This is a genomic window from Halopseudomonas sp. T1L2, from assembly GCF_055397385.1.
Genome location: NZ_AP040865.1, coordinates 417750 through 439832, shown reverse-complemented (window position 1 = coordinate 439832; position 22083 = coordinate 417750). Strand labels below are relative to the sequence as shown.

The following is a 22083-nucleotide window of genomic DNA, read 5'->3' as shown; positions in this document are numbered from 1 at the left end:
TCGCGGTGTCGATTAATGCAGGACACGGCTTTCAGGGATGGCGTCGCCGTCGTCATCCTCATCCATCATCTGGCCAGCGGCCTGCATGCCGGCACTGATCATCGCCTTGGCAACTTCAATATAGCTTTCCTGCAGATATTCCCGCGCATCGCGGGAAAACTCGATCACCACCAACGGCTCACCCTCTTCGTCGGAACGGCGCAGAGCAACCTTGCCATTGGCGAGCTCGACGATTTCAAGGAAGGGTGAAGGCATTGCGGATATCTCCTGTCTGAACTGCGCGCAGTGTAACACAGCGCCGTACTCACGGCATCCGCGATCCCGCCTTCACCATTCCTGCATGCCGTCGCGATAGGCACGTACGCGACGGGAAACCTCCTGCAGAGCCTCCTCGGCTTGCACACTGGTCCACTCGGTGACCGGCGTGGCACTGGTGGCAATCAGCGAGTTGGTCGAGTTGTCGACCGGCTGCGGCGGTGCCTGCAATCGCTGCCAGGCGGCAATGACACCGGCCAGCCAGGTACCAGCGCTGTCAGCCAGCTCGGTGAGTTCCGCCAGCTCGGGACCGGGAAACCGACTGACTACCGCGGGTACCAGCACCGATTCGACCTGACGCGCATCAACCAGCGGCCAGCGGTACCGGTCTGCCACCTCATGAATCAGCGCCAATACGCCCCGGTAGAGATGAAAAACCGCATGCTCACGATGATACTGCGCCTGCGTCAGTGCATCGATTGCGTCGCTCTGCTCTGCCTGCTGCCAGGACTCGATCGCACGGCGGGCAAAATACAACGCCTGATTGGTGCGGGTATAGACTTCATTAGCCATGGTTGCCTGCCTTACCGCTTGGCCTTCTTGCTGCGGCCGTCATCCACCGACCACTGCTTGCCATCATGGAAAGCCCGCCACCCTGTGGGCTTACCCTCAACTTCGGTCTGCACGTACTGCTCCTTGGTCTTGCGGCTGTAGCGCACGACAGTCGGATTGCCGTCAGGATCAGCCACCGGCGCATCCAGCAGGAAGTGGTATTTCGGATCGATCTCCGCCTTGTGCGGAATCAGCTCCTTGACCAGAGGCGCCCGGGTTTCCCGGTTTTTCGGGAACTGGCTTGCAGCCAGGAACAGGCCGGAAGCACCGTCGCGCAGTACGTATACATCATCAACCTTTTCACACTTGAGTTCCGGCATCGGCACCGGATCCGCTTTCGGCGGCGCGGCCTCACCGTTACGCAGCAGCTTGCGGGTGTTCTTGCACTCGCTGTTGGTACAGCCGAAATACTTGCCGAAACGGCCGGTCTTGAGCTGCATTTCGCTGCCGCACTTGTCGCACTCAAGGGTTGGACCGTCATAGCCCTTGATCTTGAACTGACCTGTCTCGATCTCGAAACCCGAGCAATCCGGGTTGTTACCACAGACATGCAACTTGCGCCGCTCGTCGATCAGATAACTGTCCATCGCGGTGCCGCAGATAGCGCAACGATGCTTGCCACGCAGCACGCGAGACTCGCCTTCTTCGTCATCTGCCGCCACTTCATTGCCCGGCACCAGGTTAATGGTCGCCTTGCAACGCTCTTTCGGTGGCAGGGCATAACCGGAACAGCCGAGGAACACACCCGTCGAGGCCGTACGAATCATCATCGGTCGACCACAATCCTGACACGGGATATCGGTCATCGTCGGCTGATTCGCGCGCATCCCCTTATCTTCACCAGACGCAGAGGCGGCACTCAACCTGGCACTGAAATCGGCATAGAAATTATTCAGCACCTGCTTCCACAGCACTTCACCGTGAGCGACGTCATCCAGTGACTCCTCCATCTTCGCGGTAAAGCCATAGTCCATCAGGTTCGGGAAGCTCTCGTTCAGGCGCTCGGTAACGATATCGCCCATCTTCTCGGCGTAGAACCGGCGGTTATTCAGGGTCACGTAGCCACGATCCTGAATCGTGGAAATAATCGACGCATAGGTCGAAGGGCGGCCAATGCCGCGCTTTTCCAGCTCCTTGACCAGGCTGGCTTCGGCGTAGCGCGCCGGCGGCTTGGTGAAGTGCTGCTTGGGGTCCAGGCCCTGCAGCGCCAGCACATCATCAACCTTGATCTCCGGCAACACCTCGTCTTCGCCGCCCTTGCCCTGCTGCGGCATCACCCGGGTATAGCCGTCAAACTTGAGAATGCGGCCCTTGGCACGCAACTCAAACTCGCCAGCGGCTACCTGGATACTGGTCGACAGGTACTTGGCCGGCGTCATCTGACACGCCACAAATTGACGCCAGATCAACTCATACAGACGTTCAGCATCGCGCTCCATGCCCTTGAGATCGGTCTGCTTGAGCTTGACGTCGGAAGGACGGATGGCTTCGTGTGCTTCCTGCGCGCCTTCCTTGCTGCTGTACAGGTTCGGCTTTTCCGGCAGGTAGGCGTCGCCAAAGTTGCTTTCGATATAGCTGCGCGCCATCGCAATGGCATCCGCCGACAGATTGGTCGAGTCGGTACGCATATAGGTGATGTAACCCGCCTCGTAGAGACGCTGGGCCATCATCATGGTTTTCTTCACACTGAAACCCAGGCGCGTACTGGCAGCCTGCTGCAGTGTGGAGGTAATAAAGGGCGCATTCGGACGCGAGCTGGTCGGCTTGTCCTCACGCTTGACCGCCTTGTAGGCCGCATTTTCAAGCACCGCCAGCGCGGCATCGGTCTGCGCCTTGTTGGTCGGGCGGAAGGTCTCACCGTTCTGCTTGACCACCTCGAAGCGGACACTTTCTGCCTTGGGCGTGTTCAGGCGCGCATGCACCTCCCAGAACTCCTCAGGCACAAAGGCACGGATTTCGCGCTCACGATCAACGATCAGCTTGACCGCCACCGACTGCACGCGGCCAGCAGAAAGCCCGCGAGCAATCTTCTGCCACAACAGCGGCGAAACCATATAACCCACCACGCGATCAAGGAAACGACGCGCCTGCTGGGCATTGACCCGGTTCATATCCAGCTCACCAGGCTGCGAGAACGCCTCCTGGATAGCCTTTTTGGTGATTTCGTTGAACACCACGCGCTTGTAGCGTGAATCGTCGCCACCGATGCTCTCGCGCAGGTGCCAGGCGATGGCTTCCCCTTCGCGGTCCAAGTCCGTTGCGAGATAGACGGTGTCGGCGTCCTTGGCCAGACGACGCAGCTCGTCGACGACCTTTTCCTTGCCGGGCAGAATTTCGTAGTGGGCTTTCCAGTCGTTCTCCGGATCGACACCCATGCGCTTGACCAGTTGCGCCCTGGCTTTCTGCTGCTTTTCCTGCTCGCTGGCAGCGGTCTTGCGCCCACCCTTGGGTTTGCTTTCGGTCTTGCCACTGCCGCTGGTGGGCAGGTCGCGAATATGGCCGATACTCGACTTCACCACATACTCGTTACCGAGATACTTGTTGATTGTCTTGGCCTTGGCTGGCGACTCCACAATGACCAGTGCTTTTCCCATGGATACTTTTTTTCCTGACCCGAACTGAACTCGAAACTGGCGACTCAGCCACATCACACGGCAAACTGCCGGATGGGCTGGAGGGGCCAGAGCCTACACGTCTTCGCTGATAAAGGTAAAGCGCGGATGTGACTCGCCGTCAACCTCGACCACTTCGTTGAACATGGCCAGCGGTCTTACCCAGAGGTCGAAGTCGCCGTACAGGGTTCGATACACGACGAGCGGCTCCTCGGTCTCCGAGTGCCGCGCCAGACCGATGACCTGATAGTCCTTTCCTTTATAGTGCCGATAACGTCCCGGACGCATTACTGCCCTCCTCTGTATCCAGTGTCAGCATCAATAAAAAAGCCGAGGCACAAGGCCTCGGCTTTCGCTACCACCTGCAGGCTTCAGACACGCTCGAAGACTGTGGTGATACCCTGACCCAGACCAACGCACATGGTAGAGATACCGATAGTGCCGCCGTTCTGTTTCATGACGTTCAGCAGAGTACCGGAGATACGTGCACCGGAGCAGCCAAACGGGTGACCCAGGGCGATCGCACCGCCGTGCAGGTTCACTTTCTCGTCCATCTTGTCCAGCAGCTTCAGGTCTTTCAGGACCGGCAGTGCCTGGGCAGCGAAGGCTTCGTTCAGTTCAACGAAGTCGACGTCATCCATGGTCAGGCCGGCGCGCTGCAGTGCCTTCTTGGTGGACGGTACCGGACCATAACCCATGATCGCCGGATCAACACCGGCAACCGCCATGGAGCGAATGACCGCCAGCGGCTCAAGACCCAGGGCCTGGGCGCGCTCGGCAGACATCACGATCATGCAGGAAGCGCCGTCAGTGATCTGCGAGGAGGTACCCGCAGTGACGGTACCGCCTTTCGGGTTGAACGCCGGGCGCAGGGCAGCCAGGCTCTCGATGGTGGTTTCCGGGCGAATGGTTTCGTCCTCGGTGAACACCCGCAGGAAGCCGTTCTCGTCATGGCCTTCCATCGGGATGATTTCATCCTTGAAGTTACCTTCGACGGTGGCCTTGTGCGCCAGACGGTGAGAACGCTCACCGAAGGCGTCCTGCTGCTCGCGGGTGATGCCATGCATCTTGCCCAGCATTTCAGCAGTCAGACCCATCATGCCGGACGCCTTGGCAGCGTACAGCGACAGTGCCGGGTTCGGATCAACACCGTGCATCATGCCAACGTGACCCATGTGCTCGACGCCACCGACGACGAACACATCACCGTTACCGGTCATGATCGCCTGAGCAGCGGTGTGCAGCGCACTCATGGACGAACCACACAGACGGCTGACGGTTTGCGCGGCACTGGTGTGCGGAATCGGGGTCATCAGCGACGCCATGCGTGCGATGTTCCAACCCTGCTCCAGGGTCTGGTTTACACAGCCCCAGATCACATCTTCGACTTCTGCCGGATCGATCTTCGGGTTACGTGCCAGTACGCCGGTAATCAGGTTGGCGGACAGGGTTTCAGCACGCACGTTGCGATACATGCCGCCCTTGGAACGGCCCATCGGGGTGCGGCCGAAATCGACAATTACGACGTCTCTCGGATTCAGGCTCATAGATTTACTCTCGCTCTGTACGTTCCGCGGTTAACCGAAGAATTTCTGACCGTTCTTCGCCATTTCACGCAGCTTTTCAGTCGGTGCGTACATGGCGCCGAACTCGGCGTATTTATCAGCAATGGCAACAAACTCGGCCACGCCGATGGTGTCGATGTAACGCAGGGCGCCACCACGGAAGGGCGGGAAGCCGATACCGTAGACCAGACCCATATCTGCGTCAGCCGCGGACTCGACGATGCCATCTTCCAGGCAGCGTACGGTTTCCAGGCACAGCGGAACCATCATGATTTCGATGATTTCCTCGTCGGTGAACTCGCGCTGCTCCAGAACCACTTCTTTCAGCAGCTCATAAGCCTTGGCGTCGACAACCTTCTTCGGCTTGCCCTTCTTGTCCATCTCGTAGGCATAGAAGCCGCTGCCGGTCTTCTGACCCAGACGGCCGGCGTCGTACATGACGTCAACAGCGGTGCGGGTCTTGTCGGCCATACGGTCCGGGTAGCCTTCAGCCATGACGTCACGGCCGTGGTGACCGGTGTCCATGCCGACAACGTCCATCAGGTAAGCCGGGCCCATCGGCCAGCCAAACTTTTCCATGACCTTGTCAACGCGCTGGAAGTCGGCACCCATGCCGATCAGGCGAGCAAAGCCACCGAAATACGGGAACAGGATACGATTGACCAGGAAACCGGGGCAGTCGTTGACCACAACCGGGGTCTTGCCCATCTTCTTGGCGTAGGCAACAGTGGTGGCAACCGCTTTGTCGCTGGACTTCGCGCCACGGATAACCTCAACCAGCGGCATCATGTGTACCGGGTTGAAGAAGTGCATGCCGCAGAAGTTCTCCGGACGCTTGAGCGCCTCGGCCAGATAGGTGATGGAGATAGTCGAGGTATTGGAAGTGATGATGGTGTCTTCCGTTACCTGACCTTCCACTTCTGCCAGCACCGCGTGCTTGACCTTCGGATTCTCGACAACCGCTTCAACCACCAGGTCAACTTCCTTGAAGTCGCCGTAAGACATGGTCGGACGGATGGCGTTCAGCGCCTTGGCCATTTGCTCAGGCTTCATGCGGCCTTTGGCAACACGCTTGCCCAGCAGCTTGGAGGCTTCGTCCAGACCCAGCTGGATGCCTTCCTCGCGGATATCCTTCATCAGGATCGGAGTGCCCTTGACGGCAGACTGGTAGGCGATACCGCCACCCATGATGCCTGCGCCCAGTACGGCAGCCAGCTTCACATCACCAGCCTGCTTGTCGTACTTCTTGGCTTTGTGCTTGAGCACCTGATCGTTCAGGAACAGACCAACGAGGCTGGCAGCAACAGAGGTCTTGGCCAGCTTGGCAAAACCGGCAGCTTCAATTTCCAGCGCCTTTTCACGGCCGTGGTTGGCGGCCTTCTGGATGGTCTTGATCGCTTCAACCGGGGCCGGGTAGTTCGGGCCAGCCTGACCGGCGACGAAACCCTTGGAGGTTTCAAACGCCATCATCTGCTCGATGGTGTTCAGCTTGACCTTTTCCAGTTTGGGCTGACGCTTGGCCTTGTAGTCCAGCTCGCCGGCGATGGCACGCTTGATCACGTCAATGGCAGCCGCCTTGAGCTGGTCATCGGCAACAACCGCATCAACTGCACCGGCTTTCAGAGCCTTGTCGGCACGCTGCTCGGTACCGCCGCAGATCCACTCGATGGCGTTGTCCACGCCGATCAGGCGCGGCAGGCGAACGGTGCCGCCGAAGCCCGGGTAGATACCCAGCTTGACTTCCGGCAGACCGATCTTGGCGCTGGCGGCCATGACACGGAAATCGGCAGCCAGACACATTTCCAGACCACCACCCAGCGCGATGCCATTGATGGCAGCAACGGTGGGAACGTTCAGGTCTTCAAATGCGTTGAAGATCTTGTTGGCTTCCAGGTTTCCGGCAACCAGATCTTCTTCCGGCAGCTTGAACGTACCAACGAATTCGGTGATGTCGGCGCCGACGATGAAAACGTCCTTGCCGCTGGTGACAACAACGCCGGTGACATCGGCATTGTTCTGGATGGCCTCTACCGCCGCCTGCAGCTCGGACAGAGTGGCGCTGTTGAACTTGTTGACCGACTCGCCCTGCAGATCAAATCTGAGCTCGACGATGCCGTCTTCAAGGCCTTGAACCGTGATGGCTTTACCTTCGTAAATCATCAACTGATCTCCACGCTATGAAAAGCACATGAGAAACACCGGCCAGCCACGTCTCTTTGCCGACACGTCGCCTGCCAGTGTCATGAACGATCCCGATAATCGGGGGACACGCTGAATCAAAAAATTCATACGACCGTTTGATTCGGGTGCGCACACCTTCTTTGAATTCAGCCCTGTTGTCAATTGGGGGACGGCATCAGCGCCGCCAAAACAGCTGTCTTCCCCCAACAAAAACAACAAATAAATTCTTTAAAAACAATTAGATAAAAAGAACACCCAATTCCAAACCAGACCATCAACTTTCTCTTCAAGCAATGCAGCCTGCAGCAAAAAACCCGTCTCCACAGCAGTCGCGGCTGCCGCCAGGCCATGAAAAAACGGACGGAAACAGTCTGCATCAACGCCCTGATCGGCGCTATGCTGAGAATAGACGAGGTTCGCCAGGCAGCCGCGGAAGCCCTCGAAGAAACGGGCTGCACCTTGCTCGACAAGACTGCTAGTATCGCTGCAAAAAAGGAGAAAGAGCCGATGCTGTACAAACATGTGCTGGTCGCGGTTGACCTGATCGAAGAGTGCCGCGCTGTCGCTGACCACGCCCTGCAGCTGGCCAAAGCCCTGGATGCAAAACTGTCATTGCTGCACGTGGTAGAACCGCTGGCAATGGCATACGGCGGAGATGTACCCATGGACCTGTCGATGCTGCAGCAACAGCAGTTCGAGCAGGCAAAGGAGCGCATGCAGCTGTTTGCTGCGGATTACGGCCTGCCTGAAGAACAGCTGCAGATTGCCTTCGGCCATCCGCGCCAGGAAATCCACCGGGTCGCCACCGAGCAGGATTGCGACCTTATCGTCGTAGGCAGCCACGGCCGCCACGGCCTGGCGCTGCTGCTGGGTTCGACCGCCAACGACGTACTGCACGGCGCGCCCTGCGACGTGATCGCAGTGCGGCTGGGGAAGAAGGGCTAGCGCCCCTGCGGGAGCTGCAAGCCACAAGCCTCAAGCTGCAGGAGAAACCCGGAAGACAGCCTTCCCTCGCTTGAAGCTTGTAGCTAGAGCGAGATGGCTTAGCCGCCCGCCATATCCTCCAGCTCCGCCCAGCGCTCCATGGCGGCGTCCAGTTCGGCCTGTTTGGCTTCCACTGCCGCCAGCACCGGGGCGGTCACTTCATGGGACTGCAGGTAGAAATCGGGATCACCGACCTGCACCTGCAAGGCTTCCAGCTCCGCTTCCAGCTTTTCCAGCACCGCAGGCAAGCCATCCAGTTCGCGCTGCAACTTGTAGCTGAGTTTGGGCTTGGCGGCCGCTGCCGGTGCTGCCGGAGCCGGCTCAGGGGTCGGCTCGGCAACAGGCGCACTCTGGGGCTGCGCCTTTTCACCCCACTCCGCGAGTTGGTCAACACTGCCGCCCTGCCGCAGCCAGTCGGCATAGCCGCCGACATACTCACGCACCCTGCCCTGACCTTCAAACACCAGACTGCTGGTGACCACGTTATCCAGAAACGCCCGGTCGTGGCTGACGATCAGCACGGTGCCGTCGAAACCGGCGAGCACTTCTTCCAGCAGTTCCAGGGTTTCCACGTCGAGATCGTTGGTAGGCTCATCGAGCACCAGCAGGTTGGCGGGCTTGCTGAACAAGCGCGCCAGCAGCAGCCTTGCGCGTTCGCCACCGGACAGTGCCTTGACCGGCGTACGGGCGCGCTCGGCAGAGAACAGAAAGTCCCCGAGATAGCTGATGATGTGGCGGCGATCGCCATTGATCTCGATGAAGTCGCGCCCTTCGGAAATATTGTCGATCACGGTCTTTTCCGGATCGAGCTGATCACGCAACTGATCGAAGTAGGCGACCTCCAGCCGCGTGCCGCTATGAATGCGGCCACTGGTTGGCTGCAACTGCCCCAGCAGCAGCTTGAGCAGGGTACTTTTGCCGGAACCGTTGTTGCCGATCAGACCGATCCGATCCCCGCGAATCACATTAAGCGACAGGTCACGCACCAGCGGCGCGCGGCCAGGCCAGGCAAAGCTGACATTCTCGACCTCAGTAACCCGCTTGCCGGACGCCTCGGCAGTTTCCAGCTGAAAGCTCGCCTTGCCCTGACGCTCAATACGCTGGGCACGCTCTTCGCGCATCGCCTTGAGCGCGCGCACACGGCCTTCGTTACGGGTACGGCGGGCCTTGATGCCCTGACGAATCCAGACCTCTTCCTGCGCCAGCTTCTTGTCGAACAACGCATTGGCTGTCGCTTCGGCTGCCAGCTGCTGCTCCTTGTGCTCCAGGAAGCTGCGATAGTCACCCTGCCAATCAATCAGCTGACCGCGATCCAGCTCAAGAATGCGGGTCGCCAAGGCCTGCAGGAATGCCCGGTCGTGGGTGATAAACAGCACCGCACCACGGAACTCCAGCAGCACGCTTTCCAGCCAGGCGATGGTATGAATATCCAGGTGGTTGGTCGGTTCGTCCAGCAGCAGCACGTCCGGCTCTGCCACCAGCGCCTGCGCCAGCAGCACCCGGCGGCGCCAGCCACCGGAGAGCTCCGACATCTGCTTGTCGGCCGGCAATCCGAGCCGGGTCAGGGTGGTATCGACCAGTTGATCAAGACGCCAACCGTCCTTCGCCTCCAACTGCCCCTGCACCTTCTCCAGCCGCGCCAGCTCGGCGTCACCCATATCACCGGAGATCAGATGATGATACTCGGCAAGCAGCTCACCGACACCAGCCAGACCGGACGCCACCACGTCATAGACGGTCTTGTCGTCGGCCGCCGGCAGCTCCTGCGGCAACTGCCCCACCTTCAATCCCGGGGCAAACCAGATCTCGCCTTCGTCGGCTGTCTGCTCACCGGTCACCAGGCGAAACAGGCTGGATTTACCCGCACCGTTGCGACCAATCAGGCAGACCCGCTCGCCACGATCGAGCTGAAAGCCCACTTTATCCAGCAGCGGATTGAGCCCGTAGGCCAGAGATACATCGGAAAACGAAAGCAGCGGCATAACTCACCTGTTGGCTATCAAGCCGGACATTCTACCCTGAGCGGCGGCAACACATAACCGCCACCCGGCGATTGATTAAGGAAGCACTGATTAATTCCACATGCCCGCTGCGAGCGGAACCGAGCAAGTGCCCGCTTCCCCCTATGCCGATATCAGGCAAACCGCTAAGCTGTAGCAACAGCCTTGTCGTCCGTCGCACTCGCGACGAGCAGCTGACGTTCAATCGCGCTACACCGCCCTGCGGCAGGATCATCATGCGTTACCAAACCCGCTTCGCTCTTCGTCACACCCTTATCGTCATCAGCGCTCTGCTGCTGCCCGCGCTGTCGCACGCCGACGGTCGCATCGAAAGTCAGCGACTGGCCTATGACCGGGCCCTCGTCAGCATAGAAAAGCAGCAGTGGGCCGTGTTCCAGCAGCTCGAACCCGGTCTGCGCAGCTACATTCTTTACCCCTATGTGCGCCAGGCCTATCTGAATCAGACCTTTGCCAGCGCATCAGACGAAGATCTGGCCCGATTCGTTACCGAGCACAGCGACCTGCCGTTTGTCGCACGACTCAAGGACCGCTGGCTGACCCGGCTGGCCAGTGAGGGCAAGTGGGCACTGTTCGATCAGCACTACCTGCCCGGCGACAGAAACGCCAGCCAGGACTGTCGACGCGCCATGCACCAATGGGACCTGGGCGACCGCGCCGGCGCCATGCAGCAGGCCCGCACGCTTTGGACGGTTGGCCGCTCTCAGCCCAATGCCTGCGACCCCCTGTTTGAGCGCTGGCGCGCCGCTGGCGGCCTGACGGACGAGATCGTCTGGCAGCGTATTCGACTCGCCCTGCTCTACCGACAGGACGCGCTGGCGCGCTATCTGACCAAACTGATGCAACAGAATCAGGCACTGGCGACCCTGTTTGTCGACACTGCTACCCAGCCGGCCAAACTGGCCGATGCCGACCGCTACCGGGGCCTGCCGGCCAGCAAGATGGCAGATATCGCCACAGTCTCGCTGCGCCGCATGGGCCGTGACGACGCCAGTGGGGCCCTCGCCCTGTGGCCACATTACCGCGACCTGCCGTACAGCGACGAAGACCGCCTGGCCATCACCCGTGACATTGGCGTGCGTCTGGCCAAGAAGATCGACCCGGCGGCGCTGCCGTTCATGGCCGCCAACGATCCACGCATGCAGGACGACGATGTCAGCGAATGGCGTGTGCGACTGGCCTTGCGCACCCGCCAATGGGATACCGCCCGACAGCTGACTGAACAGCTGCCGGCGTCACTGGCCGAACAGAGCCGCTGGCGCTACTGGCGCCTGCGCAGCACTCAGCTGTCCTCCAGCTCCGCCGGTGAGCTGGTCAGCGAATACAAGTCACTCGCCCAGGAACGGGACTTCTACGGATTCCTGGCCGCCGAGCGTGCCCGCCAGCCCTACGCCCTCAATCACCAGCGCGCCAGTGTCGCCGACGAGGTAATGCGCAGCGTGCAACAGGATCCGGGCATCCTGCGTGCCCGCGAGTTCCTCGATCGCAACGACGTTATCAGCGCCCGGCGGGAGTGGTATCACGCCGGCGAACGCTTCAATCGCGAGCAACTGATTGCCCAGGCGGTGCTGGCAAACGACATGGCCTGGTACTTTCCGGCCATCCGTGGAGTCAGCCAGGCGCAGTACTGGGACGATCTGGATATCCGCTTCCCGATGGCCTACCAGCAACCGATTCAGGATCAGGCCCGTGCGCGCCAGATCAACTCCACCTGGGTCTACGCCATCACCCGCCAGGAAAGCGCCTTCATGGCCGACGCCCGCTCGCATGCCGGCGCCATGGGCTTGATGCAACTGATGCCCGCTACTGCACGGGAAACTGCACGTCGCTACGCCATTCCCTATTCAGGCAACCACGACGCGCTGATCCCGGAACGCAATATCGCACTGGGCGCCGCCTATCTGTCCGGTCTCAGCCAGCAGTTCCGTGGCAATCGCGTCCTCGCGTCTGCCGCCTACAATGCCGGCCCGGGGCGCGTGCGCCAGTGGACACGGGGCATGGGCAGCCTGCCCGCCGATGTCTGGATCGAATCCATCCCGTTTGATGAAACCCGCAAGTATGTGCAGAGCGTGCTGAGCTACGCGGTGATCTACGGCCAGAAACTCGGCATTCAGCAACCGGTGATGGAACAGCACGAGCGCTATCTGGAACCGTAAGGATGCCAAAGGGTTGGGGGCGCTACGCCCCCATGATGCGCAGGGTGGCCTAAGCCGAAGGCGTGTCCACCGCAATGGCTCAGGCGTCGAGAAGCTGCAGGCGCGTGCGCACGGTTTCTACCAGTTGATCAGGTTGGAACTTGGACAGAAATCCGTCACAGCCCACCTTCTCGACCATCGCCTTGTTGAAATTGCCAGACAGGGAGGTGTGCAGCACCACGTAGAGGTTCTTCAGGCGCGGATCCTGGCGAATCTCGGTGGTCAGGCGGTAGCCGTCCATCTCCGGCATTTCCGCGTCGGTAATCACCATCAGCAGCCGCTCGTTGATGTCTTCACCCGCATCAACCCAGGCTTTGAGCATCTTCAGGGCTTTCAGACCGTCCGTTGCCACATGCAGTTTCAGGTCCAGCTGGGCCAGCGTGTCGCGCACCTGATTTACCCCGGTCGGAGAGTCATCCACTACCAGCACCTCACGTCCGCGAGCACGCTCCAGCAGCGGATCCTCCAGCAGCGCATCACTGACACGGGTATTGAACGGCACGATCTCGGCCAGCACTTTTTCCACGTCGATGATTTCAACCAGCCGCATATTCTCCAGACGGGTAATGGCGGTCAGATAATGCGCGCGACCTGCACCCCGCGGCGGGGGCTGCACGGCGTCCCAGTTGAGATTGAGAATACGGTCCACCGTGCGCACCAGGAAAGCCTGAACCGACAGGTTGTACTCGGTCACGATGATGGTGCTGTCGGGTTCGGCCTTCTGCGGCTGAAGGCCTATGGCTCCGGAGAGATCAATGACCGGAATGGTCTGTCCACGCAGATGAATCACACCAACGACGTGCGGATGGCGCTGCGGCATCTGAGTCAGAGCCGGCAGCGTGAGCACTTCGCGAATCTTGAATACGTTGAGGGCAAACAGCTGGGGGCCGGCCAGCTGAAACAGCAATATTTCCAGCCGGTTCTCGCCTACCAGGCGAGTCCGCTGATCGACCGTATCCAGTACCCCTGCCATAACTCGCCTCGCCAAACCGTAAACTCAGGGACTGGCAGGATGCCAGCCCGGTTCAGGCAGTATAGCGCCAGTCAGGCGAGGAAAGACAAGTCGTGCTCAGTAGTAGGCGTTTTCGGTTACCGAGTGGTCGGTAGCGTCACGCACCCCGTTAATCTCCGGAATCCGCGCGATCATGGTTTTCTCAATGCCTTCCTTGAGGGTCACGTCCACCATGCCGCAGCCCTGACAACCGCCGCCAAACTGCAGAATGGCAATACCGCCCTCGACAACATCGATCAGCTTGACCTCACCACCGTGGCTGGCCAGCCCCGGATTGATTTCAGTCTGCAGCAGATAGTTGATTCGGTCGTTCAACGGGCTGTCATCGTTGACCATCGGCACCTTGGCGTTTGGCGCCTTGATAGTCAGTTGACCACCCATGCGGTCGGTGGCGAAGTCAACGAGTGCCTCCTCCAGAAAAGGCTCACTCACCGCATCGATCCAGACACGGAAGGACTCCAGCGCCAGCAGGCGGTCCTCGGGCTTCTCTTCACCAGGTTTGCAGTAGGCGATACAGGTCTCCGCGTAGGGCGTGCCCGGCTGCGTGATAAACACCCGGATGCCGACACCCTCGGTGTCCTGCTTTGACAGCAGATCAGCCAAATACTCTTCCGCTGCCTTGGTAAAGATAATGCCTGCCATGAAATGCCTCTTGCTCAATGACCAGAGGGTGCAAGTGTAAGGGATGCGGCTGCACGAATAAAGCCCTACCTTTTTGCTTGGTTATTACCGTCAGCGCACAGAGATTCAGCCTGCCCGCGCTCCGTGATATGCTTTGCGGCTTTTCAGCGCGCCATTTCGGAGTACCCATGTCTGACCGTAGCACCCGCCTGACCGCCCTGCGTACAGCACTGCAGCAGCGCATTCTGATCCTTGATGGCGGCATGGGGACAATGATCCAGAGCTACAAGCTGGAGGAACAGGACTACCGGGGCGCGCGTTTTGCGGACTGGCCAAGCGACGTCAAGGGCAACAATGACCTGCTGCTGCTGAGCAAACCGGAGGTCATTGCCGAGATCGAAAAGGCGTATCTGGACGCAGGCGCCGACATCATCGAAACCAATACCTTCAACGCCACGCGCATCTCCCAGGCTGATTACGGCATGCAGGAACTGGCGTACGAACTGAACGTCGCCGGCGCACGGGTTGCCCGCCAGGTTTGCGATGCCAAGACAGCAGAAACGCCGGATCGCCCGCGCTTTGTCGCCGGCGTACTCGGCCCGACCAGCCGCACCTGCTCCATTTCACCGGACGTCAACGACCCCGGTTATCGTAACGTCACCTTTGACGAGCTGGTCGAGAACTACACCGAGGCTACCCGCGGCCTGATCGAAGGCGGCGCCGACCTGATCCTGATCGAGACCATCTTCGACACCCTGAACGCCAAGGCTGCGATCTTTGCGGTTCAGCAGGTGTTCGAAGAAGACGGTGTCGAACTGCCGATCATGATTTCCGGCACCATCACCGACGCCTCCGGCCGCACCCTGTCCGGCCAGACCACCGAGGCATTCTGGAACTCGGTGCGCCACGCCAACCCGATCTCCGTTGGCCTTAACTGCGCCCTTGGCGCCAAAGAACTGCGCCCCTATCTGGAAGAGCTGTCGAACAAGGCCGGCACCCACGTATCCGCGCACCCCAATGCCGGCCTGCCGAACGAGTTTGGTGAATACGACGAAACTCCGGCGCAGATGGCTGTCGTGGTCGAGGAATTTGCCGCTGCAGGCTTCCTGAACATTATCGGCGGCTGCTGCGGTACAACCCCCGGCCACATCCAGGCCATCGCCGAAGCGGTTGCGAAGTATCCACCGCGCGCGATCCCCGAGATTCCGCGCGCCTGCCGCCTGTCCGGCCTCGAGCCGTTCACCATCGATCGCAACTCGCTGTTCGTTAACGTCGGCGAACGCACCAACATTACCGGCAGCGCCAAGTTCGCCCGCCTGATCCGCGAAGAGAACTACGCCGAAGCGCTGGAAGTGGCCCAGCAGCAGGTCGAAGCCGGCGCCCAGATCATCGACATCAACATGGACGAGGGCATGCTCGACTCCAAGGCGGCGATGGTACGGTTCCTGAATCTGATCGCCTCCGAGCCGGACATCTCCCGTGTGCCGATCATGATCGACTCCTCAAAATGGGAAGTCATCGAAGCGGGCCTCAAGTGCATCCAGGGCAAGGGCATCGTCAACTCCATTTCCATGAAGGAAGGTGTTGAACAATTCAAGCAGCACGCTCGCCTGTGCAAGCGCTACGGCGCTGCGGTCGTGGTGATGGCCTTCGACGAAAAGGGCCAGGCAGACACAGAAGCACGCAAAACCGAAATATGTCAGCGCAGCTACGACATTCTGGTCAACGAAGTCGGCTTCCCGCCGGAAGACATCATCTTCGACCCGAACATCTTCGCCGTGGCCACCGGCATCGAAGAGCACAACAACTACGCCGTCGATTTCATCAACGCCTGTGCCTATATCCGTGACAACCTGCCCTACGCATTGAGTTCAGGGGGCGTATCCAACGTCTCGTTCTCGTTCCGTGGCAACAACCCGGTACGCGAAGCCATTCACTCGGTGTTCCTCTATTACGCCATCCGCAACGGCCTGAGCATGGGTATCGTCAATGCCGGCCAGCTGGAGATTTACGACGAGATTCCGCCGCTGCTGCGTGACCGGGTGGAAGACGTGGTGCTCAACCGGACTGCGGAAGCAACCGAAGCGCTGCTGGCGATTGCCGATCAGTTCAAGGGCGACGGCAGCGTCAAGGAAGCCGAAAACGAGGAATGGCGCAGCTGGCCGGTTGAAAAACGCCTTGAGCACTCGCTGGTCAAAGGCATCACGACCTGGATCGTCGAGGATACCGAGCTGGCCAGGCAGGCCTGCGCGCGCCCGATCGAGGTCATTGAAGGCCCCTTGATGGCCGGCATGAACGTAGTCGGCGACCTGTTCGGTTCCGGCAAGATGTTCCTGCCGCAGGTGGTCAAATCGGCCCGCGTCATGAAACAGGCCGTTGCCCATCTGATTCCGTTCATCGAGGAAGAAAAAGGCGACACCCCCGAGGCCAAGGGCAAGATCCTCATGGCGACGGTCAAGGGTGACGTACATGACATCGGCAAGAATATCGTTGGCGTGGTGCTCGGCTGCAACGGCTATGACGTGGTTGATCTGGGCGTGATGGTCCCGGCGGAAAAGATCCTGCAGACCGCCATCGACGAAAAGTGCGACATCATCGGCCTGTCCGGACTGATCACGCCGTCGCTGGACGAGATGGTCCACGTTGCCCGCGAAATGCAGCGTCGCGACTTCCACCTGCCGCTGATGATCGGTGGCGCCACCACCTCAAAGGCCCATACCGCAGTCAAGATCGAGCCGCACTACCAGAACGACGCCGTGGTCTACGTGACCGACGCCTCGCGCGCGGTCGGTGTCGCAACATCACTGCTGTCCAAAGAGCTGAAGAGCGGCTATGTCCAGCAGGTTCGCGAAGACTATGCGGTGGTGCGTGAGCGCACCGCCAACCGCTCGGCCCGTACCGAATACCTGAGTTATCAGCAGGCGCTCGACAACCGCCTGCAGCTCGACTGGAACGACTACACACCGCCAGCCCCCCGCGTACACGGCGTCCAACTGCTGGACAACATCGACCTGCGCACGCTGGCTGAGTACATCGACTGGACACCGTTCTTCATCGCCTGGGACCTGGCCGGAAAATACCCGCGCATCCTGCAGGACGACGTGGTTGGCGAAGCCGCCACCTCGCTGTTCAACGATGCTCAGGCGCTGCTGGAAAAAATCATCCGAGAGAAGCGCCTGACGGCCCGCGCCCTGTTCGGCTTCTGGCCGGCCAACCAGGTCGATGGCGACGACATTCAGCTGCGCGACGAGCAGGGTGCCCCCCTCGCCCGCCTGCATCATCTGCGCCAGCAGAACATCAAGCCGGACGGCAAGCCCAACCTGTCGCTGGCCGACTTTGTCGCCCCTGAAAACAGCGGCAAGACCGACTATGTAGGCGGTTTTATTACCACTGCCGGCATCGGCGCCGAGGAAATGGCCAGGGAATACGAAGCCAAGGGCGACGACTACAACGCGATCATGGTCAAGGCACTGGCAGACCGCCTGGCGGAAGCCTGCGCCGAATGGCTGCACGAACAGGTGCGCAAGACCTACTGGGGCTACGCCGACGACGAGAAGTTGGCAAACGATGACCTGATCCGCGAAAAATACCGCGGCATTCGTCCGGCACCGGGCTACCCTGCCTGCCCGGACCACACCGAAAAGGCCACCCTGTTCAGCCTGCTTGACCCCCAACAGCAATGCGGCGTCAGCCTGACCGAGCACTTTGCCATGTACCCGGCGGCGTCGGTCAGCGGCTGGTACTTCTCGCACCCGCAGAGCCAATACTTTGCGGTTGGCAAAATCGGTCGCGATCAGGTCGAGCGCTACAGTCAGCGCAAACAGCAGGAGCTGGACGGTGTCGAGCGCTGGCTCGCCCCGAACCTGAACTACGACCGCTGAACCGATGGCCCTGCTGCCGGCGCGCGAGCGGCTGACACGCATCACCACCCTCGGTCTGCCGATCATGGGTGGCATGCTCAGCCAGAGCCTGCTCAACCTGATTGATGCCGCCATGGTCGGCAGCCTGGGCAGCGAGGCACTGGCCGGCGTCGGCCTGGGGAGCTACGCCAACTTCATGGCTGTTGCGCTGGTCATGGGCCTGGGTGCCGGGGTGCAGGCCATGGTCGCCCGCCGCAAGGGCGCCGGCGCAACCGGCGAGATCGCCGGACCACTGAATGAAGGCCTGCTGATCGCCCTGCTGCTGGCCATTCCCCTGACGCTGATTGGCTGGACCCAGGCTGACGCCATCATCCGTTTTCTGGCCGACGACCCGGGGGTCATAGAGGTCGGCACCCATTATTTTCAGTGGCGCGTGCTGGCGATTGCAGCCGTTGGCGCCAACTTTGCGTTCCGCGGCTACTGGAACGGTATCCACAACGCCGGCCGCTATCTGCAGATCCTGGTGATCATGCATCTGGCCAACATTGGCATAAGCTACAGCCTGATCTTCGGCCACTTCGGTCTGCCGCAGATGGGCGCCGAAGGCTCCGGCGCCGGTACGGCGATCGCTATGCTGATCGGCTGCGCGCTCTACTTTGCCACCACCCTCTACAGCGGCCGCAAACACGGCTTTCTGCGCGCCCGCCCCCGCTGGCGGGACATCCGCGCCATGCTCCGGCTGGCGGTGCCGAACTCACTGCAGCAATTCTTTTTTGCCACCGGTATCACTACGTTGTTCTGGATCATTGCCCAGATAGGCACCGACGAACTGGCAATCGCCCACGTGCTGATCAACCTGGCATTGTTCCTCATCCTTCCCGGCGTGGGCCTGGGTATGGCCGCAACCACGCTGGTAAGCCATAGTCTGGGCCAGAATGATGCAGAGGAAGCCTATCGCTGGGGTTGGGACGTGGTGCGGGTAGCAGCATGCACCCTGTTTCTGCTTGGCATGCCCTTCTGGCTAGCGCCGCACCTGATTCTCGGCCTGTTCACCCCAGATGCAGACCTGATCGCCCTCGGCGAATGGCCACTGCGCATCACGGGCCTGGGCATGAGTCTGGATGCAACTGCCCTGGTACTGACCCAGGCGTTGCTCGGGGCCGGTGCAAGCCGCACCGTGATGGGCGTCAACATGGGCAGTCAGTGGCTGCTGTTTCTGCCCTGCGCCTATCTGATTGGCCCGGTGCTGGGGGGCGGGCTGCTGGCGGTCTGGCTGCTGCAATCAGTCTATCGCTGCATCAACTCGCTGATATTTGCCTTCATGTGGCGCAGACGGCACTGGGCCGCAATCGATATCTGACCTGCGCCAAGGCGCAGGAGCGACTAAGCTGCTGAGAACGGATAACGTGGAGGCAGCATGAACGACTCACGGGACAAACCACAACACGAAGAACCGATGCGCCTGCGCGACACCTTGCAGAGCGTGCTTGCCGCGGCCTTGGGCGTGCAGAGCAATCGCGCCAGGGAGCGCGACTTCTCAAAGGGCAAACCCAGCCATTTCATCGCCCTTGGCGTGGCCTTTACCCTGCTGTTTGTGATGGTAGTTCTGGGCGTCGTAAAGCTCGTGCTCTACCTCGCCGGAGTCTGAATCCGGCGCACCTACTGGCCGCTTACCCAGAATACCGCCGCCACCACTACGATAACGATCAGCGCAACCGATGCCACCGCATCGAGTGAAGACTGGTTGTTCTGTGACTGCTGGTCAGCCATGGCCTGGCCCCCTGATTATTGTTATGGTCACCCCCCAGTAAAGACCATGGTACCGGGCCGTACAAGGCGGTTTTCTATGTGCATTTTCAATCTAAAGATATAGATAAACATTCCTTTTGTGCATATTCAAAAACTGCTATTGTCTGCCCGCCCAAGCCTGATGGGCCATGACTAGCGAAGGGCCGTCAGTGCCCGATGAACAGGTTTCTGTATGTATATCTACGACGAATATGATCAGCAGATCGTCGAGGACCGCGTAAAGCAGTTCCGCGATCAGACCCGCCGCTTTCTCGCAGGCGAGCTGAGCGAGAGTGAGTTCCTGCCGCTGCGACTGCAGAACGGCCTGTACGTCCAGCGCTACGCCCCAATGCTGCGCGTTGCCATTCCCTACGGGCTGATTTCCGCCCGGCAGGTACGCAAGCTGGCCTTCATCGCCCGTACCTACGACAAGGGCTATGTTCACTTCAGCACCCGCCAGAACGTCCAGTTCAACTGGCCGGCCCTGGAGGATGTGCCGGACATTCTGGCCCACCTGGCTGAAGTGCAGATGCATGCCATTCAAACCAGCGGCAACTGTATCCGCAACACCACCACCGACCAATTTGCCGGCGTTGCCGCAGATGAGCTGGTCGATCCGCGTCCGTGGTGCGAGATCATTCGTCAGTGGTCCACTTTCCATCCCGAATTTGCCTTCCTGCCGCGCAAGTTCAAGATCGCAGTCAACGGCGCCGAGGCGGATCGTGCCGCCATCGGCGTACACGACATTGGTCTGAACGTCGTGCGCAACGCCGCTGGCGAAATCGGCTTCCGCGTCCTTGTTGGTGGCGGCCTCGGCCGCACCCCGATGGTGGGCTCGCAGATCTGCGAGTTCCTGCCTTGGCAGCACCTGCTGACCTACCTCGATGCCATCCTGCGTGTGTACAACCGCTATGGCCGTCGTGACAACAAGTACAAGGCGCGCATCAAGATTCTGGTCAAGGCATTGACCCCTGAAGTGTTTGCCGAAAAGGTCAACGCCGAATGGGCGCACACCAAGGATGGCCCGGCCACCCTGACCCAGCAGGAGCTGGATCGCGTTGCCGGCCACTTCTCCGCCCCTGCCTACGAGCAGTTCAGCGGTGACGATGCGGGCTACCTGGCCAAGCGCGAAGCCGAAAAGGGCTTCAACAACTGGGCCATGCGCAACGTTCAGGCGCACAAGGTGCCGGGCTACGCCGCCGTCACCCTGTCGCTGAAACCGACCGCGGTTGCCCCGGGCGATGCTGACGACAAGCAGCTTGAAGCCATTGCAGACCTGGCCGACCAGTTCAGCTTCGGCGAACTGCGCGTTACCCACCAGCAGAACCTGGTGCTGGCCGACGTGCGCCAGAGCGACCTGTATGACCTCTGGCAAGCCTGCCGCAAGCACGGCTTCGCAACCCCGAACATCGGCCTGTTGACCGACATCATCTGCTGCCCCGGCGGCGATTTCTGTGCCCTGGCCAACGCCAAGTCGATTCCGATTGCCGAAGCCATCCAGCGCACCTTTGATGACCTGGATTACCTGCACGACATCGGCGATCTGGACCTGAACATCTCCGGCTGCATGAACGCCTGCGGCCACCACCACGTCGGCCACATCGGCGTACTGGGTGTCGACAAGAAAGGTCAGGAGTTCTATCAGGTCTCCCTCGGCGGCAACAGCGGCCGTGATGCCAGCATCGGTCAGATCCTCGGCCCATCCTTCTCGGCCGAAGACATGCCCAGCGTGATGACCAAGGTAATCGATGTGTACATCGAGAACCGCACCCCCGAAGAACAGTTCCTCGATACTTTCAAGCGTATCGGCATGGCACCTTTCAAGGAGCGCGTGTATGCAGCGACTAATTAAGAACGGTGCAGTCGTTAACGACAGCTGGCACGTTCTGGACAAGGACGCCACGCTGGACGGCCTGCCCAACAGTGACAGCATCATCGTCCCGCTGGCCCTGTGGCTGGAACACAGCCATGCGCTGAAAGCCCGCGACGGTGGTCTGGGTGTCTGGCTGGACAGCGACGAGGAAGTGGAAAGCATCGCCGGCGATCTGGATCAGTTCCAGGTCATCGCGCTGAACTTCCCGGTCTTCAGCGACGGCCGCAATTACTCCAACGCCCGCCTGCTGCGTGATCGTTACCAGTACCAGGGCGAGGTACGCGCCATAGGCGACGTACTGCGCGACCAGCTGTTCTTCATGCAGCGCTGCGGCTTTGACGCCTTTGCCCTGCGTGCCGACCGTAATGCCGAGGAAGCACTGGAAAGCCTGAAAGACTTTTCCAACTGCTACCAGGCTGCGACGGACCAGCCCTTGCCGCTGTTCCGCCGCCGCGCCTGATACGCAAATAAAAAACCGGGGCACACTGCCCCGGTTTTTTTGTGCCT

At 60.3% G+C, this 22083-nt stretch carries 17 protein-coding genes; 7 read left to right on the top strand and 10 right to left on the bottom strand.

Going from position 1 to position 22083, the window contains the following annotated elements:
- Window positions 1-12 precede the first annotated feature (12 nt).
- The 7 genes from ACZ5WQ_RS02035 to ACZ5WQ_RS02005 form a co-directional block, all read right to left on the bottom strand.
- Window positions 13-255, bottom strand: coding sequence for a hypothetical protein (locus tag ACZ5WQ_RS02035; RefSeq protein WP_088276508.1), 243 nt, complete (start codon window positions 253-255; stop codon window positions 13-15).
- Between the two features lie 72 nt (window positions 256-327).
- On the bottom strand, window positions 328-828 hold the full coding sequence (locus tag ACZ5WQ_RS02030; protein WP_228246696.1) for a DUF6586 family protein: 501 nt from the start codon (window positions 826-828) through the stop codon (window positions 328-330).
- An 11-nt stretch (window positions 829-839) separates the two neighbouring features.
- Window positions 840-3461, bottom strand: coding sequence for a type I DNA topoisomerase (topA, locus tag ACZ5WQ_RS02025; protein WP_464383037.1), 2622 nt, complete (start codon window positions 3459-3461; stop codon window positions 840-842).
- A gap of 93 nt (window positions 3462-3554) precedes the next feature.
- Window positions 3555-3767: a DUF1653 domain-containing protein gene (locus ACZ5WQ_RS02020; protein WP_088276511.1), complete on the bottom strand. Its 213-nt coding sequence runs from the start codon at window positions 3765-3767 to the stop codon at window positions 3555-3557.
- Between the two features lie 83 nt (window positions 3768-3850).
- Window positions 3851-5026: an acetyl-CoA C-acyltransferase FadA gene (gene fadA / locus ACZ5WQ_RS02015; protein WP_228246698.1), complete on the bottom strand. Its 1176-nt coding sequence runs from the start codon at window positions 5024-5026 to the stop codon at window positions 3851-3853.
- 30 nt (window positions 5027-5056) lie between these two features.
- Complete coding sequence (gene fadB / locus ACZ5WQ_RS02010; RefSeq protein WP_228246699.1) at window positions 5057-7204, bottom strand: fatty acid oxidation complex subunit alpha FadB; 2148 nt, start codon at window positions 7202-7204, stop codon at window positions 5057-5059.
- 249 nt (window positions 7205-7453) lie between these two features.
- Window positions 7454-7747, bottom strand: coding sequence for a hypothetical protein (locus ACZ5WQ_RS02005; protein ID WP_228246700.1), 294 nt, complete (start codon window positions 7745-7747; stop codon window positions 7454-7456).
- Here ACZ5WQ_RS02005 and ACZ5WQ_RS02000 point away from each other — a divergent pair.
- Window positions 7733-8170 carry a universal stress protein gene (locus tag ACZ5WQ_RS02000; RefSeq protein WP_088276515.1) on the top strand — a complete coding sequence of 146 codons (438 nt, stop codon included), beginning with the start codon at window positions 7733-7735 and terminating at the stop codon, window positions 8168-8170. The two genes, ACZ5WQ_RS02005 and ACZ5WQ_RS02000, sit on opposite strands and share 15 nt — an antisense overlap.
- A gap of 98 nt (window positions 8171-8268) precedes the next feature.
- On the opposite strand, the gene ACZ5WQ_RS01995 is transcribed toward ACZ5WQ_RS02000, so the two are convergent.
- Complete coding sequence (locus ACZ5WQ_RS01995) at window positions 8269-10191, bottom strand: ATP-binding cassette domain-containing protein (protein ID WP_464383036.1); 1923 nt, start codon at window positions 10189-10191, stop codon at window positions 8269-8271.
- Window positions 10192-10445: 254 nt separating this feature from the next.
- Between ACZ5WQ_RS01995 and ACZ5WQ_RS01990 the strand changes: the two genes are divergently transcribed.
- Window positions 10446-12383, top strand: coding sequence for a transglycosylase SLT domain-containing protein (locus ACZ5WQ_RS01990; RefSeq protein WP_228246702.1), 1938 nt, complete (start codon window positions 10446-10448; stop codon window positions 12381-12383).
- A 79-nt stretch (window positions 12384-12462) separates the two neighbouring features.
- Here ACZ5WQ_RS01990 and ACZ5WQ_RS01985 read toward each other — a convergent pair whose 3' ends face one another.
- A complete protein-coding gene (locus ACZ5WQ_RS01985; RefSeq protein ID WP_088276518.1) occupies window positions 12463-13395 on the bottom strand; it encodes a chemotaxis protein CheV in 933 nt (310 codons plus the stop codon).
- Between the two features lie 96 nt (window positions 13396-13491).
- Window positions 13492-14076 carry a Fe-S biogenesis protein NfuA gene (nfuA, locus tag ACZ5WQ_RS01980; RefSeq protein ID WP_088276519.1) on the bottom strand — a complete coding sequence of 195 codons (585 nt, stop codon included), beginning with the start codon at window positions 14074-14076 and terminating at the stop codon, window positions 13492-13494.
- A gap of 128 nt (window positions 14077-14204) precedes the next feature.
- On the opposite strand from nfuA, the gene metH reads away from it, so the two are divergent.
- From metH to ACZ5WQ_RS01955, 5 genes are all read left to right on the top strand, one after another.
- The gene (metH, locus tag ACZ5WQ_RS01975) at window positions 14205-17936 is read left to right on the top strand and encodes a methionine synthase (RefSeq protein ID WP_464383035.1); all 3732 of its coding nucleotides are present in this window, start codon (window positions 14205-14207) and stop codon (window positions 17934-17936) included.
- A gap of 4 nt (window positions 17937-17940) precedes the next feature.
- Window positions 17941-19275, top strand: a complete 1335-nt coding sequence (locus ACZ5WQ_RS01970; RefSeq protein ID WP_464383034.1) for an MATE family efflux transporter — start codon at window positions 17941-17943, stop codon at window positions 19273-19275.
- 57 nt (window positions 19276-19332) lie between these two features.
- On the top strand, window positions 19333-19563 hold the full coding sequence (locus ACZ5WQ_RS01965; RefSeq protein ID WP_228246705.1) for a DUF2970 domain-containing protein: 231 nt from the start codon (window positions 19333-19335) through the stop codon (window positions 19561-19563).
- Between the two features lie 333 nt (window positions 19564-19896).
- On the top strand, window positions 19897-21555 hold the full coding sequence (locus ACZ5WQ_RS01960; protein ID WP_088276523.1) for a nitrite/sulfite reductase: 1659 nt from the start codon (window positions 19897-19899) through the stop codon (window positions 21553-21555).
- On the top strand, window positions 21539-22036 hold the full coding sequence (locus tag ACZ5WQ_RS01955; RefSeq protein WP_228246706.1) for a DUF934 domain-containing protein: 498 nt from the start codon (window positions 21539-21541) through the stop codon (window positions 22034-22036). The genes ACZ5WQ_RS01960 and ACZ5WQ_RS01955 overlap by 17 nt, the downstream gene beginning before the upstream one ends.
- Window positions 22037-22083 lie beyond the last annotated feature (47 nt).